The organism is Salinirubellus salinus, from assembly GCF_025231485.1.
Classification (GTDB): Archaea; Halobacteriota; Halobacteria; order Halobacteriales; family Haloarculaceae; genus Salinirubellus; species Salinirubellus salinus.
This window is the reverse complement of sequence record NZ_CP104003.1, coordinates 3785857-3801662: the sequence shown is the minus strand read 5'-3', so window position 1 is coordinate 3801662 and position 15806 is coordinate 3785857. Positions and strand designations below refer to the sequence as shown.

Sequence of the window (15806 nt, the reverse complement as noted above, 5' to 3'; positions counted from 1 at the left end):
GCTGGGCGAACCGCTCGCGACGTCCCGCCGCTAGCTCGTTGACGCTTGCTGACCCCTAGAAGTCAGGTCCCCGTCTCACGGGTGACGGGTCATCCGGCCGAGGGTTTATTATCTGGACGTATCGTACAGTTGACGACAGGTTCGAGCGATGTACACCCTCGAGGATCTCGGGCGGGCGGTTCGGTCACCACGAGCAGTCGCCAGGGAGTTGAATCGCCTGTGTCACACACGGCTCGGCACTCGAGAGTTCAACCCTGCGGGGATAGACATCTTCGAAGCCGACTGGGACAACCTCGTCATCCTCGATGCGTGCCGGCACGACACCTTCGCGGAGCAGTCCGACCTCCCCGGTCAGCTCGAGTTTCGAATCTCGAGGGGTGCCGCGACCTCCGAGTTCGTCCGGGCGAACTTCAGCGGCCGGCACGAGCACGACACCGTCTACCTGACGGCCAACAGCTGGTACCGTCGGCTCCGGGACGATATCGACGCGTCGGTCCACGACTACATCGACCTCCACATGGGGGACGAGGACGGGACCTACCACAGCGAGGAGTTCAGGGTCGTCGTGCCGGAGGTCGTCACCGAGCAAGCCCGCCAGGTGAGCAAGAAGTACCCCGACAAGCGACTGATCGTCCACTACATCCAGCCCCACCACCCGTTCATCGGACCGACCGGTCGCGAGCACTTCCGGGCGAACTCGAGTTCGCTCGAGGAGATACTCCGAGATTCTCCGGAGGCGACCCCGGAACGGGTCGTGAAGGCGTACCGTGAGAACCTCGACATCGCCCTCGACGCGGTCGGCGACCTCCTTCCGTCTCTCCCGGGAAAGACCGTCGTCACAGCTGACCACGGTGAGATGCTCGGTGACCGCCACCAGTTCGTCCCGATACGGGACTTCGGTCACCAGAACGGCCTCTACAACGAACCGCTGACGAAGGTCCCGTGGCACGTCATCGACAACGGGGACCGGAAGCGCATCGTCGCCGATGAACCGGGGGGGGACGACGACGACGTGGACCTCGAGCAACTCGAACAGCGCCTGCGCGACCTCGGCTACAAGATGTGAGAGCGGACAGGCCCCGGTCCGCTCGAGTGTACCGGCGCTGCGCGACCTGTCCCGGCTTAGCAAGAGACGGCCGCCTCGTTCGACCGGCGGTAGACGAGTATCGTCTGGCCCGGCGTCTCGACGACGGTCGTTCCGAGGACGGCTCCCCTGACCAGCGGATCGTCGGGGAGGTCGGCACCCCGCGAGCGACCGAAGCGCGCCACAACTTCGTAGGCGGTCCGTCCATCGAGTAGTCGTCGGTACATCTCCGTCACCGCCGGTTGGACCCCCGGGTCACGGAGATAGCTCTCGTACTGGTAGCTACTGACCACCACGAACTCCGGCGCCGCGCAGTAGACACGCTCGACCGCCCGCTCGCGCTCCGTCTCCGTCGCGACCGTCAGGAGATGACGGTTCACCGTCGTCTCGGGGGTGAACTCCGGCAGGTGAATCCGGGGCGAGTAGACGTCCACTGTCGCCGATGAGGGTACCTCGTCGTCGGCCCACTCCGTCGCGTTCTCCCGGGGGTCGTCGAAGAAGAGCGCGACCGAACCGGCGGCGTTGGCCAACGAGAAGACCAGCACGACCGCGAGTGCTCCGACGACGGCCCGTCTGGCCGTCACCCCGATGGCCGCCCGCTCGAGCACGGCGTCGGCTACACGGCCGCCCAGTATCGCGAGGAGCGGGATGAGTGGAATCAGGCGCCACGAGAGGATACCCGAGACGGAACTCACGAAGAGGAGGTAGACTGGAACGAACGCGACGAGGTAGTAGTCCAGTGGCGGGGACCGGTTCCGGCGGAGCCGGTACGCGACGTACCCGAACCCGAGCGCGGCCAGCGTGAACGTCGCCAGTCCGAGTTGCTCCATCAGGAGGCCGACCGCCAGTACCGGACCGGTCTCGGGGTCGAAACTCGTGTAGCCCGAGACCGAGCTGGTGAACGACCCGATCATGCTGTCCCACCACCCCCGGGGATGGACGACGACGGTCGGAGTCGTCAGCGCGTACCCGACGGCGGCGACGGCCCCGTGGACCATCCCGAGTCGCACGAGTCCGGGCACGGACCTCTCCGACCGCCGCCACCGCGAGAGGAGTACGGCCGCGAACGGAAGAGTGAGTATCCCACCGATGGCCTTGGCGGAGACGGCGAGTCCAATCACGAACGCCTGCCCGAGGAGGAGGCGCTCGTCTTCGCTCCGGTGGTAGGCTACCAACGTCAGAAAGTACAGCGCGACGAGTAGCGTAATGAGGACGTCTTCGGTCGCGAAGTGACCCGCCATGACGAATCCCTCGCTGGTCGCCAACAGTGCCGCGGCGAACAGCGCGGTCCGCCGGTTGTAGGCCCAGTCGGCAGCCAGATAGACGGCGACGATAGTACCGATTCCGAGGAGGACCGAGACGAGCCGTCCGGCGAACACGAAGGTGTAGAACACCTCCGCGAACGCGGGGGATTCGTTGAGCCGGGCGAGTACCTGGTTCCAGGCGTCGGTCCCGCCCACTTCACCAGGGTCCACGTCGGCCAACTTCCCCGTCAGGAAGAGATAGACGAACCCCACAGCGAACGCGAACGCGAGGAGGTACAGGTGGAAGTTCCCCCCCTTGACAGCAGCCTCGGGAAACGGGTCGCGCTGAACACCCATCTGGAGACTCCGTCCGACCGCGGCGTACTCGTCGACCAGCATCAGATGGGGGTCAAGTTTCCAGATGCCGGTGAAGAGGAGCAGTGACCCGACAATCAGAACCGAGAGAAAGCGTCTGTGCCCGACCATCACCGAGCGGAGCCGGGGGCCGAGAGCCATCGGTGAAGAGGAGGCGAACCTACGGTAATAGTTATTCATTGTCTATCGACCGTACACGTCCCGTGGCGCGGTGACGACCGGTGGCGTCCGCCAGCCGGTCTCGAGTGGATACTATCCCTCGTGGCCGACCACCTGTTAATTCGCATACAACTAAGACCGATAGGTCGGGACTCTGTTGACATGCCGGTCGTCGTCACAGGGGCACCTGGATGGCTGGGGACCAGACTGGTCGAGGAACTCGACCGTACCGATCAGGCGACGAGATGTCTCGTCCTCGAAGGCGAGGACACCGCCCCGCTCGATCCCTTCGACGTCGAGTTTCACACGGGGGACGTGCGTGACCCCGACTCGCTCGAGGGACTGTTCGACGGCGACGTCCAGACGGTGTTTCACTGTGCCGGCCTCGTCCACTCTCCCGACCTCTTCGGTGCCGACCTCTTCTACGACGTCAACACACATGGAACGGAACACATGCTCGCCGCAGCCAGCGACGCCGGTGCCGAACACTTCGTCTTCGTCTCCTCGAACGCCGCGCAGGGGTTCAACGACAGTCCGAGTACACTGATGACCGAGGAGATGCCCTGCCGACCCGAGAGCGACTACGGGCTCTCGAAATACCGGGCAGAACAGGCGGTGCGTCGGTACGGTGAGGAGACCGGACTCGACTACACGATCGTCCGTCCATGCTGGTACTACGGCCCTCGCCAGCCGGCCCGCATGAACCGACTGATGCGGATGATTCAGAGCGGGAACCCGCTCGTCTTCGGTAACGGGCGGAACCTCCGGAGCATGACGTACGTGCCCAAGCTCGTCGAGGCGTTGCTGACCATCCAGGACCGTCGCGACATAGCTGCGGGCGAGACGTACTGGATCGCGGACCGACAGCCGTACACGACGGACTACATCTACCACACGATCGCGGACTGTCTCGGCGCCGACACGCTACGACCGATCTACATCCCGACGCCGGTGTCACGGGTGATGGAGATCGTCGACGTGACGCTCGGGAACCTCGGGATGTACGAGCAGAACGTCCACGTCGCCGGCGAGATGTCGCGGCACATCGCGTGCGACCCGTCGAAGGCCATGGACGAACTCGACTGGGAACCGCCCACAGACCTCTACAGTGGAATCGAGGAGAGCGTCGAGTGGGCACGTCAACAGGGCCACCTATGAGCTTCGGGACACGGGAGCGACTGAGCGACTACTGGAGTTCGCTCGATGGGCTCGTCCGCGAAGTCCGTCCGGGCCAGTGGTACAAACAGGTCATCCTGTTCATCCCGGTCGTCTTCTCGATGAACGCACTCAACCTCGACGCGTGGGTCGACGCGACCATGGGTGCCGTCCTGTTCTCCGCGGTCGCAGGGAGCATCTACATCGCCAACGACATCGCGGACGTCGAGGAGGACCGCAGACACCCGACCAAGCGACACCGCCCCATCGCGAGCGGCCAAGTGGGAATCACGACCGCGGCGGTCACGGCGGTGGTCCTCTCGGTCTCGAGTCTCGCGACCGCCTGGGTGGTCGAACCGACGTTCGCGGCCATACTGGTCGCCTACGTCGCACAGAACCTCCTCTACGACTACGCGCTCAGGGACGTGCTCATCGTCGACCTGCTGGTCATCAGCAGCGGCTTCGTCCTCCGGGCCATCGGTGGGATACTGCTCATCGGGTCGCCCATAAGCCCCTGGCTGCTCCTCTCGACCTTCCTCGCGGCACTCATGCTCGGAAGTGGCAAACGCTGGGCCGAACTCGAACGACTCGACGACCCCGCCGAAGCCCGAACGACGCTCGCGAAGTACTCCACCGACTTTCTGGAGTTCGTCTTCCTCAGCGTCGCGGCGATGCTCCTGTTCGCGTACTCACTGTACACGTTCTTCGCCCGCGACCTGGCGATGATGCTCACGATCCCGTTCGCGTATCTGGCGGTCTTCCGGTACGTCTACCTCGCTATCGAGGGCCACATCAGCGACCCGAAGGAGATGCTGCTGGACCGCACGACGATGGTCAACTTCCTTCTGTGGGGTATCACCACGCTGGTGCTGCTGTACGTCGTTCCGCCGGGGTGGTCGCTCTGATCCGACTGGACCTGCAGACGCACACCCGCTACTCCCCCTCGTGCGGGTGGATGCCCGTCGAGACGCTCGTCGCGATGGCACGCCGTCGTGGCCTCGACGGCGTTGCCGTGACCGACCACAACACCGTCGCAGGTGTGCACGAGGCGCTCGGCCTCGCCGACGACGGTATGCTGATCGTCCCGGCGGAGGAGGTCGACACCCCCGCAGGGCAGATCATCGGACTCTTCGTCGAGGAGGAGATACGGCCGTGGCAACCACCCGAAGCGGTCATCGACGCGATACACGACCAAGGAGGACTCGCGTTCGCGCCCCACCCGTTCGACCGACTGCGACAGGGACTCGAGAACCCGGCGGCGTACGCCGACGCGCTCGACGCGTTCGAGGTCTTCAACGCCCGGTGTGTCCGTCCGAGCTACAACGACCGCGCACGCTCGTTCGCTCGGGAGTGGGGCCTCCCTGGCGTCGGGGGGAGCGACGCGCACTTCGCCCGCGAAGTTGGAAACGCGTACACGGTGGTCGACGTCGACATCGACGACGTACCCGTCGCAGAGCGCCTCCCCCGTGTGAAGACGGCGATACGTGATGGACGGGTCCGAGCGGTCGGCACGAGGGGGTCGCTCGTGAACCACGCGGGAACGAAAGTAGTCAAACTCGCGAGATCGCTCCGATGAGGTGGTCGATCCCCTCGAACGTCTGGTACGCGGTCGCGCTGGTCATGGTAGTTTCGCTGGCGCTCACGGTGTACGCCGATGTCGGTGAGGTCGTACGGGTGCTCGGTCGGTACCAGTGGTGGTTGCTTCCACTGGCCATGGGCCTCACGCTGACGAACCAGGCACTCCGGTTCGTGAAGTGGGAGTACCTGCTCCGCGAACTCGACATCGACGTCCCGCTCCTCGGCAGTCTCGGCGTCTTCACGAGTGCCCTCGTGATGATACTCACACCCGGGAAGCTCGGCGACTTCTGGAAGTCGTGGTTACTCCGGGACGACCACGGCGTGCCGATCAGCCGGTCGAGTCCAGTCGTCGCGGTGGAGCGACTGACCGACCTCGTCGGGGTGATTTGTCTCGCACTGTTGGGCGTGTACACGTTCGGGCGATCGGTGGTTCTCACGGTCGGGTTGCTCGGGACGCTCTTCGTCGGCGTCGCACTGCTCCGTCACCGGCCGACATGTGAACGCCTCTTCGACCTGCTGGGTCGGATCCCCAGGGTAGGAGACCACGTCGGGAGCGTTCGGCGGACGTACGAGAACTCGTACGAACTGCTACGTGCGGACGTGCTCACCGTGACCATCGGATTGAGCGTGGTATCGTGGTTCTGTGAGTGCTTGGGACTGTGGCTCATCCTGTCGGGGTTCGGCGTCGACCCGGGCATCCTCGCGTCGGCCTTCGTCTTCGCGCTGTCCAGTATCCTCGGCGCACTGAGTCTCCTGCCAGGGGGGATTGGTGCGACAGAGGGCTCGATGACGCTGCTACTCGTCGAACTCGACGTGTCCCGGAGTGTGGCCGTAGGTGCGACACTCCTCACGCGGGCGGTGACCCTGTGGTTCTCTGCGGGGCTGGCGCTGGCGGCCCTCCCGAGCTACTACGTCTACCGGCGACAGATGCCGGGCGGGAGTGACTGAGCCAGGGAGGCGGTAGGCTGCCGGGGGCCCGCGCTGGCTATCCGTCTCGCCGACGCAAACTTGATTGTTCAACCAATCGACGCTTAGCTATGGGAACCCATCTCGTGACAGGCGGCTCCGGGTTCGTCGGCAGTCACATCGCAGAACACCTCCTCGAGCGAGGAGCGGAGGTCCGGGTGTTCGACCGCGTCGAACCCGACATCTCCGGGACTGACCTTGCCGAGGCCGTCACGTTCGTCGAAGGTGACGTGCGCGAGCCACGCCGCATCGCCGAGGCGATGGAGGGGGTCGACTACGTCCACCACACGGTCGCGCTCGTACCGCTGACGAAGGCAGGCACGGAGTTCTGGGAGGTGAACGTCGACGGGACCGAGAACGTCATGGAGGCCGCGCTAGAGCACGGCGTCGAGGGAGTCTCACACATCTCCTCTAGCGCGGTCTACAGCCTCGACGAGATGCCGGTCACCGAGGAGACACGACTCGACCCCATCGGCGCGTACGGCCGGTCGAAGCTCGCCGGGGACAAGGTGGCGCTCGACTACGCCGAACGGGGTCTTCCGGTCAACGTCTTGCGGCCGCGAACCGTCCTCGACGAGCGCCGGGCGGGCATCTACGAGATCCTCTTCGACTGGATGGACCGCGACAGCCTCGTGTTCATGCTCGGTGACGGAACAAACCAGTTCCAGCTCGTGAGCGCACGCGACCTCGCGTCGGCGTCACACCGGGCGGCCGTCACGGACGTTCGAGGGGAGGTGTTCAACGTCGGGAACCTCGAGTACAACACGCTGGGTGAGGACCTAGACCACGTCATCGAGTACGCCGACTCGGACTCTTCGGTGGTCTACGTCCCCGCGGCCCCGGCGAGTTTCGGGCTCGGTATCCTCGACCGACTCGAACTGTCGCCGCTGGCACCCTGGCACTACAAGAGCGTCTTTCGCGACTACTACTTCGACGTCTCGAAGACGAGAGACGTCCTCGGCTGGGAGCCAGAGGACAGCAACTTCGAGATGTTCGAGCGGGCCTACGACTGGCACGCGACCCAGGACATCGAGGCGACGGCCGAGACGGGGAGCGTCCACCGCACCGCACCACGCCAACGACTGCTGGGCCTCGTCCGTAGGCTCCGGCTCTAGACCGAGCGTTTCGCGAGCACGGGCCGGAAACCGGGGCTCGTCAGACGCCGAGCGTCTCCCGGGCCGCCCGGGCCAGACCCGCCACTCGCTTTCCAGCCCGGTACGTGTACTCCCCGCCGAGCGAGGCGAGGAGGTACGGATACGCTCTGGTCTCCCCCGGCCAGTAGCGAATCGCCCGGAGGAGGTAGCGCCGTGCGTCGGCGTAGTTACCCGTCGAGACAGCCGACATCCCGAGCGACCGAGAGAGCGTGGCGACGAAGCGTCGCTCCACGAGGGGGCCGTACTCGGCCGCCAGCGGACGGTGTTTCTCGAGGAACAACGGGTACGACACGTCCCGTTTGGCCTCGAAGTTCTGGTGGATCTGATCGTCGTATCCCATCCCCCGGTACATCAGCGCATCGGGTACCGCGGCGAACGAGCAGTGCTCAGAGACACGGAGGTACCACTCGCGGTCCTGCCAGGACGGGAACCGCTCGTCCGGGAGTCCCGCGGCCTCCACCACGGATCGCCTGACGAGGACGGTCGAGAACTCCCCGATGGGCTTGCCCACGAGGATGGCACGGGTCGCGTCGTCGTGTTCAGTCGCGGGTTCCACCAGCAGCTCCTCCCCATCGGGACCGACGTATCGGGTCCCGGTGTAGACGAGGCCGACGTCCGGGGGGGCCGTCCGGAAACGGTCGACCTGTCGCTCGAGCTTCTCCGGGTCCCACCGGTCGTCGTCGTCGAGAAACGCGACGAACTCGCCGTTCGCGGCCTCGATCCCGGTGTTCCGTGCGGCGTTCGCGCCGCGGTTCTCTTCGTGACGGAGGTGGCGGACCGTGACTGACCCCCCGAGCGAGTCAGCGGGGAGGACGTCACTGGCTGGTCGGTCGGAGTGGTCGTCCACGACGAGCAGTTCGACATCGTCGTAGGTTTGCGAGGCGACGCTCTCTGCGGCCTCGACGAGCCGTGCAGGGCGGTTGTACGTCGGTAGGACGACGCTGACCGACGGGCTACTCTCCGTCCCCCCATCGCTCATAGACGGGGCTCGCCCCACGACGTCCGCCGGTGGTGTCTCCACATCCCTGGTTCGAGCGCCCAGCACTCGGGCTCGCTGAACGTGTCAGGGGCGTCACTACCAGCGTGTTGTCCGACACCCGTGATACCCACAGCGCTGATACCGGAGGCAGACGACTGCATAGGGTCCCGAGGCTCCGGGAAGGTCATAAGCTCTCTGGCGCTCCAAACGTAACCAAGTGGCAGTCGCGGTCGACCCCACGAGTGTCGGAGAGATTGGTCATCTCACCGGAAAATATTTCATCACTGGATAGCTACCGACCCTCAGAACGGGATGAGGTTGGGTCACATAGTAGAGTTCGGACGAGTGCTGGCCTCCGATCCGGTCAACGCCCCCCGGAACTTCTACGACATCGGGCTGTCAGCACTCGGTCGTCGAATCAGCTACGGCCGTAACATCTACGACGAGGAGTGGGACGTACTCATCATACTGGACGCCTGTCGCTACGACCTATTCGAGGAATTCGCGCCACGACACGACGTGTACGAGCGGTTCGAGTCGGTGGTCCCCATCTACTCGTGTGCCAGTGCGACACCAGAGTGGCTCGTGAAGACGTTCGACCGGGGTCCGGACGAGCTCGTCTCGGGAACGTTCTACATATCCTCCACGGGATTCGTCACGGAGATCGACGCCACTCGGCTGTACGGAATCGAGGAGGTGTGGAGCTACGCGGTCGATCCGGAGTACGGTGTCACCCGTCCCGGCGCGGTGACGAACGCGGCCATCAAGTCGTACAGAGAGACTGACGCCGACCGATACGTGATTCATTACGTACAGCCACACGCCCCCTTCCTGCACTGCCCCGGCAAGTACGACTCGGTCGGGAACGGTGGGGAGGGAGGAACACAGAACGTGTGGCGTGGCCTCCAAGAAGGCCGGTACGAACGCGACGAGATCTGGCAGGACTACGGCCAGAACCTCTTGGGAGTGCTCGACGAGGTCGAGACCGTCATCCGGAACGTCGAGGGAACCGTGGTCGTGACCTCCGACCACGGCAACGCGATGGGTGAGTGGTTCGTCTACGGCCACCCGAAACACAATCCGGTCCCAGCGGTCAAGCGGGTCCCGTGGGTTCTGGCCGAGGGGGCCGGACGAGACGATTTCGAGGTTCGCGAACCGGAGCACGTCGCCACGGGGCTGGGCGAACAGGACCTCGGGGAGCATCTGAGGGCCCTCGGATACCGGTCGTGACCGCGATCGACGCGCTGGAGGACGGAAGGGAGTGATCTCGCGCCTGCTCCAGAAGCTGAGGGATCTCGTTCGGCGCATCACACCGAGTGGGAACATCTACAGCCGCACGGTCCACTCCGGGCTCTGGGAGACGTTCCAGAACGTCGGCGGTCGCCTCCTCCAGTTGCTGGTGCTCCTCGTCCTCGCGCGGTTACTGTCGCCGCGGGACTTCGGGCTCATGGGAATCGTCCTGTTGGTGGTCGCGGGACTGGACCGGTTCTCGCGGCTCGGGGTCAACCAGGCGCTCATCCACCGCCACGAGGACGACGTCGATCACTACCTGGACACCGCGTGGGTCCTTCAGCTCGTTCGAGGAGCGCTCATCGCGACTCTCTTGTTCCTTGGGGCACCGCTGGTTGCGGGCATCTTCGGGGAGAGTCGTGTCGTCCCCCTGCTCCATCTGATCGCCGTTTCACCGCTCCTGCTGGCGGTGAGGAACCCAGGAGTCGTCTACTTCGAAAAACGTCTCGACTTCCACCTGAAGTTTCTCTTCCGGATGGGAGGGAGCATCGTCGAGGCGGTCGTCGCGATCGGATATGCACTCGTCTCGCCGGACGTTCTGGCGCTGGTGTACGGGTATCTGGCGGCCGATGCGACGCGGCTTCTCCTCTCGTACTGGCTGCAGGGATATCGCCCGAGTGTCTCCTTCGACCTCGAGAAAGCCGGCCAGCTGCTGGGGTACGGAAAGTGGATAACCGCGAACAACGTGGTCAACTTCTTCCTCGAGGAAGGTGACGACGCGGCTGTCGGTGTGTTCCTCTCGGCGCAGGCGCTCGGGTTCTACAAGATCGCCTACCGGGTCGGAACCGCTCCCGCGACAGAGGTCACTCGGACCATCTCCAACGTCGTATTCTCGATGTATTCGAAGCTCCAGGACGACCGCGACCGGTTACGTAATGCGTTTCTACAGACACTCAGGCTGGTCGGTGTCCTGTCCTTCCCGATGGTGATTGGAATCGTCGCCGTCGCACCAGTGTTCGTCGATGTGGTCCTCGGCGACGACTGGACGCCGGCAATCACAACCATGCAGATTCTCACCGTATACGGTGGGGTGACGGCCTTAACCGTCCTGTTCGAACAGGTCTGGAAGGCCGTCGGACGCCCCGAACTCGTGAGCAAGGTGAGCATCCTCCAACTCGCGCTCCTCGCTGCCGCCATCTATCCTGCTGCGGTACAGTTCGGCATCGAAGGCGTCGCTGCGGTCGTCGCAGGAGTCACCGTCGTCACCATCCCGGTCCGCCTGTACATCACGGCTTCGTTGCTCCAGCTCAGCTATTTCGAGGTCGCTCGGGAGCTGGTCTACCCGATCGTCGCCAGTCTGTTGATGGGAGCGCTCGTCCTCACGGTACGCCAGGAGTTCCAACCGGCTCTTCGCGGCCTCGAGCTCGTCGCACTCATCGTCCTGGGAGGCATTGCGTACCTCGTTCTGGTGACGTTGCTCGACAGCCTGTTCGACTGGGGGATCACCCGCAACGTCCGCACCTTGATCAGCACCGTCCGCGGTTAGGTCGCATCCGAGGGACGCGCAGGCGACGGGGCCGCTGCACTAGAATCTCCAGTCGAGGAGGTGTTCGTCACACGGGTCGACCACCAGAAGAGAGGGTCGGTCCTACATCGAAGCTTCCGGAGAGCGGTAGTGTTCCGCGTCCCTGTATCCAGTCGAGTCGCACTCGGCGCGGGCCAACTCGTCGTACATCGCCGTCAGGGATGCAGAGCCACGTTCCCAGTTGTACCTCTCCTCGACGGCCTGTCGACCGTTCGAGCCAAGTTCTGCCGCAAAATTGGGGCGCTGGTGGAGCTCGATCGCCTCCCGGGCCAGAGCATCTGAGTCACCGTCTGGAACGACCAACCCTGCATTCGACTCGGAGATAATCCGCTCGAGCGGGCCGACGTCCGTGACGATTACTGGCTTGCCCATCGCCATGTACTGCGAGAGCTTGTGCGGAACTGTCGTCTCGGTGTGACCCGTCGAGCGGTGGGTAACCAAGCACACGTCGCTCGCGGCGACGTAGCCCGGTATCTGCTCGAAGTCGACCCAACCCGTGAAGGCCACCTGTTCTTCAAGACCGAGTTCACTCACGAGCGCACGGCACTCGTCTTCGTACGCCGCACCGGCACCGACGACGAGGAAGTGTGCCTCAGGAATCGTCTCGAGGAGAGACGGCATCGCTCGAAGCACCGTCTCGATACCGCGGTGCCGTCCACCGAGCGTGCCCACGTACGAGAGGACGAACTCACCATCGACGGTGGCCGGTTCGACATCTCGGTCGAACCGTTCGAGGTCCACGACGTTCGAGACGACGACGACGTCACTGGGGTCTGCACCGCAGTCCTCGACGTAGTGTCGCTTCGCCTCCTCTGCGACCGTGATCACTCGGTCCGCACGCTGCACGCAGTCTCGTTCGATCCGCTTCCAGCGAGCGATCGGCATGGCAATCCGTCCCGCGAGGTAGCTCGGTGTCTCCACGTATCTGCGCCACGTATCCGTACCGCGGTACTGTCTGACCGCTTCCGGCCAGTTCTCGTGGAGGTCGAGAACGACGGGGAGGTCGAGTCGCTCGCTCGCCTCGAGTGCCGACCGGCCAAGCGGGAGGTCGTGGACGTGGAGGACGTCGATAGGGTCTGTCACGTGAAGGTCCTCAATCCCCGAGACACAGGGCCGTCTCACGTAGGACGCGAGGAATTTGGCTCCGCGAACGATACCAGCGACACCGTCTGGTGCCTCCCGGAGCCGACGACGGCGAATCTCGATGCCGTCGCGTGACTCGTCCGCCGGCTCCGCCGCGTCCCGTTCGCAGAGGACGGTGACCCTGTGACCGGCGGCCACGAGAGCGGTCGCCTCCTTGGTCACCCGGATGTCGGGTGGGTAGCCCCCCTCCAAGAGCATACAGACGTGCATCGACACCTCTACCAGCGAGATGTCGAGGAATAAATACTTTACCCATAGTCGCGTTTGGGTCGCTACGACTCCCGCGAGGTGACGGTCGTGGGGACCGCCAGCGGCGACGACCGCTGTCGGTATCGGTGGGGACCGGGGTACTTCACGTGCTCCGGTTCCCACGAACAGAACCGAGAATCAACAGCCATGGACGAAACAACACTCGTCGATTGGGTGAAGCAGCCACCAGCCAACCCGACAGTACAGTACCTCCGGGACGCGGAGAGACGAGCGACCCGGCAGTGCCTCGCCGGACTGACCGGTCGAGACGCTCACCTACTCGACGTCGCCTCGGAGGTGAACGTCACTGCCGACGTTCAGGCGGAACGGATCACCCGACTCGACTTCTCCCGGGACGCGTCTGCTCGCGCGGAGGAGATTCTCGGGGACTCGGTCGACGAGTACGTGGTGACAGACCCGACGGCCCCCGTCCTCGAGTTCGACTCTGGGCGGTTCGACGGCGGTCTCTCTGTCGGTCCTTACGACTGGCTGTTCCTCGACATCGAGACGCTGACCGACGAACTTCACCGGGTCTGTGCCGGCCCGGTCGTCCTGACCGTCCCGACGACCCGCTCTCCGTACTACCCGATGGACGGCGGGCGGATGCGCTACTACGAACCCGACGAGGTACTCGATCTCGTCTCGCCGGACTGGTGGCTCCACGACCGGACGCTCATCTATCAGTTCCCTCACCGAGTGCACCGGTACCTCACCCGACTTCCCACGGACATTCAGGAGACTGCAGCGTCGCTCGCGGCGCGGCGCACCGAACAGATTACCGACCGAGGACGCTGGGAGTGCGCCTCGCAGGTCGTCCTGTCGGTTCGACCACTCCCGTACCGGTCGTATCTCTCAGACGCACTAGAGGCGCTTTTCCGGCCGACTGCGGAGAACGGGTTCTGGGACGAAGGGGGACGGAAAATCGCCAGGGGCCTCGGATACCGGTTCGACGACGACGGGTCGCCGATCTGGCGGGTCGATAACGAGTTGCAGTGGCGATACGCACCGTTCGCGCTCGTGGGTGCGCTGCGATGGCGGACGTCCGGGCTGGGAACCACGACGTACGACGAGAAGCTACGGAGAGAGCTGGAGTACTTCAGGGATCGGGTCGAGGACGGTACCATCCGTGCGGAGATGCCGAGTTACGGTGTCGGCCCACTCGTCGCCTCGTTCTCGCTCGCGGCCACCGCCTTCGACGAGGAGGTGTACGTCCGGACCGCCCGGGAACTGTTCGAGCACTCGCAGGCCACCTACCAGTTCGAGCACGCGGAGGATTCGCTTCTCCTCTTCGGCTGGGCACACCTGTACGAGCAGACCGGCGACGACGAGGTCAGAGGCGCACTGGCCGATGGGCTCTGGACGGTCAACAAGCGGCTGAACGACGACGACCTCTTCGAGTTCGACAACCACACGACGCTACGCCACCAGAACCAGATGTACACGCTGTGGGGAGTCTGCCGGGCGGCAGGGGCCCTCGGTGCGGATGGGTACCTCGCCACTGCCGAACGCGTCCTCGACTACACGATTCGTGAACGACTGCTCGAGAGCGGGGCGTTCGTCTGGGAGGACCTCCCGGTCCGGGTCAGACTCCGCCACGATATCGAGAAACGACTCGGTCGCCGACCGCCGCACTGGGACTTCCTCTACTCGTGTCATCAGACGTTCTTCGTCAACGCCGTCGGGGAGTACTATCGTGCGGGCGGCGACCGACGCTACTCCGACGTCGTCCGGCGGGCGATGGAGTGGATCTACGGGGCCAACGTCCTTGGAGAGAACCTACACACGAAATCGGATATCGGGGTTCCGATGCGGTTCCTCACCGTCGACGGACGGATGGACGTGTCCGACCAGATGTTCAAGGGCGCCTACGAGGTCGGCTCGTACCTGATGGCCCTGACGAACCTGCTCGACGGACCGTTCGACTGTGCGCCAGACGACTCACAGAAGGCGAGGGCGGTAGCCGACCAGCGGCGAACGTCGGCCTCTCAGTAAGTCGAGCGTGGACGCTAGCTCGGGGCGAAAGCTGTCTCGGTCGAATCACCAAGGGGAGGTCACTCCTCTGGGGCGGTCCGTTCGTATATGTAGAAATCGGAGTGTCGCTCTTCGAACGGGTTCTCGACGACCTCGATCAGTTCGAACTCCGGGAACTCCCGTTCGACGTGCTCGGTGAATCGCCGATGTCGGATGTGCATCTTGTCGGTCGCGGGGTCGTCACGGTTGCTCGAGAATACAACGACGTATCTGCGAGCCGCGTTGAACATGTCCGAGAGCGTCTTCTCCCACGTCTCGCGATCCACTACGTGAAAGAGCACCTCGAGGGAGACGACCACGTCCGAGTCGAACGGACCCCGGTTGACGAACGAGCTCGGCCGGTACAGGAAGAAACTCTTCCTTGGGTCGTCGGCGAATCGCTCGGCGCACTGTTGGACGGCGGACTCGGACACCTCGAGCCCGATGTACTCCGGATACTCGGCGAGTTCGAGTTGGGAACCGTCCCCACAGCCGAACTCCAGGACGGACTCGACATCGTTCTCGGCCACGAGTTCGTTGACAACGTCGGCCTTGAATCGGGCGTGAGCACCCACAGACCCGGGGCCGGAGGGGCGACCCGCCGCATACCGACTTTCCCAGTAATCGGTGTAGGCAAACGCCGACTCGTACAACTGACGAGTCATCTCGTGCTTCTGGAGTTCGTAGAGCAGTCGCGCACGAACGACGCGTTCCGTGCTGCGGAGCAGCTGAAGGATACCGTCCTCACGTGCGATCTTGAGAGCTCGGTCGAGCACGCCTTGTTTCTCCTCTGAAGATGCCGAGTTCTCGTGGTCTCGTTCCGGGGGGCTCTCGTGAGGTCTGCCGCTCTGTCGGCCACGTTCCGGTGAGGGTTGTGATTTCACAGTCGTATTCT

13 protein-coding genes are annotated in these 15806 nt (G+C 64.3%); 9 read left to right on the top strand and 4 right to left on the bottom strand.

Annotated elements, in window-relative coordinates:
- Positions 1-148 precede the first annotated feature (148 nt).
- Entirely contained in the window at positions 149-1066 is a 918-nt protein-coding gene (locus N0B31_RS19925) for a hypothetical protein (protein ID WP_260593393.1), read from the top strand.
- A gap of 56 nt (positions 1067-1122) precedes the next feature.
- Here the strand turns inward: N0B31_RS19925 and N0B31_RS19920 are convergent, their stop codons facing one another.
- Positions 1123-2844 carry an ArnT family glycosyltransferase gene (locus tag N0B31_RS19920; protein ID WP_260593392.1) on the bottom strand — a complete coding sequence of 574 codons (1722 nt, stop codon included), beginning with the start codon at positions 2842-2844 and terminating at the stop codon, positions 1123-1125.
- 180 nt (positions 2845-3024) lie between these two features.
- On the opposite strand from N0B31_RS19920, the gene N0B31_RS19915 reads away from it, so the two are divergent.
- The 5 genes from N0B31_RS19915 (at position 3025) to N0B31_RS19895 (ending at position 7676) form a co-directional block, all read left to right on the top strand.
- Positions 3025-4020 carry an NAD-dependent epimerase/dehydratase family protein gene (locus N0B31_RS19915; protein ID WP_260593391.1) on the top strand — a complete coding sequence of 332 codons (996 nt, stop codon included), beginning with the start codon at positions 3025-3027 and terminating at the stop codon, positions 4018-4020.
- Positions 4017-4922 carry a decaprenyl-phosphate phosphoribosyltransferase gene (locus N0B31_RS19910; RefSeq protein WP_260593390.1) on the top strand — a complete coding sequence of 302 codons (906 nt, stop codon included), beginning with the start codon at positions 4017-4019 and terminating at the stop codon, positions 4920-4922. The genes N0B31_RS19915 and N0B31_RS19910 overlap by 4 nt, the downstream gene beginning before the upstream one ends.
- On the top strand, positions 4910-5593 hold the full coding sequence (locus N0B31_RS19905) for a PHP domain-containing protein (protein WP_260593389.1): 684 nt from the start codon (positions 4910-4912) through the stop codon (positions 5591-5593). Before N0B31_RS19910 ends, N0B31_RS19905 begins: the two co-directional genes overlap by 13 nt.
- Positions 5590-6543 carry a lysylphosphatidylglycerol synthase transmembrane domain-containing protein gene (locus N0B31_RS19900; protein ID WP_260593388.1) on the top strand — a complete coding sequence of 318 codons (954 nt, stop codon included), beginning with the start codon at positions 5590-5592 and terminating at the stop codon, positions 6541-6543. The genes N0B31_RS19905 and N0B31_RS19900 overlap by 4 nt, the downstream gene beginning before the upstream one ends.
- Positions 6544-6632: 89 nt before the next feature.
- Positions 6633-7676 carry an NAD-dependent epimerase/dehydratase family protein gene (locus N0B31_RS19895; protein ID WP_260593387.1) on the top strand — a complete coding sequence of 348 codons (1044 nt, stop codon included), beginning with the start codon at positions 6633-6635 and terminating at the stop codon, positions 7674-7676.
- 40 nt (positions 7677-7716) lie between these two features.
- Here the strand turns inward: N0B31_RS19895 and N0B31_RS19890 are convergent, their stop codons facing one another.
- Positions 7717-8694, bottom strand: a complete 978-nt coding sequence (locus tag N0B31_RS19890) for a glycosyltransferase family 2 protein (protein WP_260593386.1) — start codon at positions 8692-8694, stop codon at positions 7717-7719.
- A 345-nt stretch (positions 8695-9039) separates the two neighbouring features.
- Between N0B31_RS19890 and N0B31_RS19885 the strand changes: the two genes are divergently transcribed.
- Positions 9040-9924, top strand: a complete 885-nt coding sequence (locus N0B31_RS19885) for an alkaline phosphatase family protein (protein WP_260593385.1) — start codon at positions 9040-9042, stop codon at positions 9922-9924.
- Between the two features lie 31 nt (positions 9925-9955).
- Positions 9956-11470 carry a lipopolysaccharide biosynthesis protein gene (locus tag N0B31_RS19880; RefSeq protein ID WP_260593384.1) on the top strand — a complete coding sequence of 505 codons (1515 nt, stop codon included), beginning with the start codon at positions 9956-9958 and terminating at the stop codon, positions 11468-11470.
- Positions 11471-11572: 102 nt separating this feature from the next.
- Here the strand turns inward: N0B31_RS19880 and N0B31_RS19875 are convergent, their stop codons facing one another.
- Positions 11573-13024 carry a glycosyltransferase family 4 protein gene (locus N0B31_RS19875; RefSeq protein WP_260593383.1) on the bottom strand — a complete coding sequence of 484 codons (1452 nt, stop codon included), beginning with the start codon at positions 13022-13024 and terminating at the stop codon, positions 11573-11575.
- A gap of 24 nt (positions 13025-13048) precedes the next feature.
- Here N0B31_RS19875 and N0B31_RS19870 point away from each other — a divergent pair, with 24 nt between their 5' ends.
- Positions 13049-14893 (top strand): methyltransferase, encoded by a 1845-nt coding sequence (locus tag N0B31_RS19870; RefSeq protein ID WP_260593382.1) that lies wholly within the window; start codon positions 13049-13051, stop codon positions 14891-14893.
- Between the two features lie 59 nt (positions 14894-14952).
- Here the strand turns inward: N0B31_RS19870 and N0B31_RS19865 are convergent, their stop codons facing one another.
- Positions 14953-15687, bottom strand: a complete 735-nt coding sequence (locus N0B31_RS19865; protein WP_260593381.1) for a class I SAM-dependent methyltransferase — start codon at positions 15685-15687, stop codon at positions 14953-14955.
- Positions 15688-15806 lie beyond the last annotated feature (119 nt).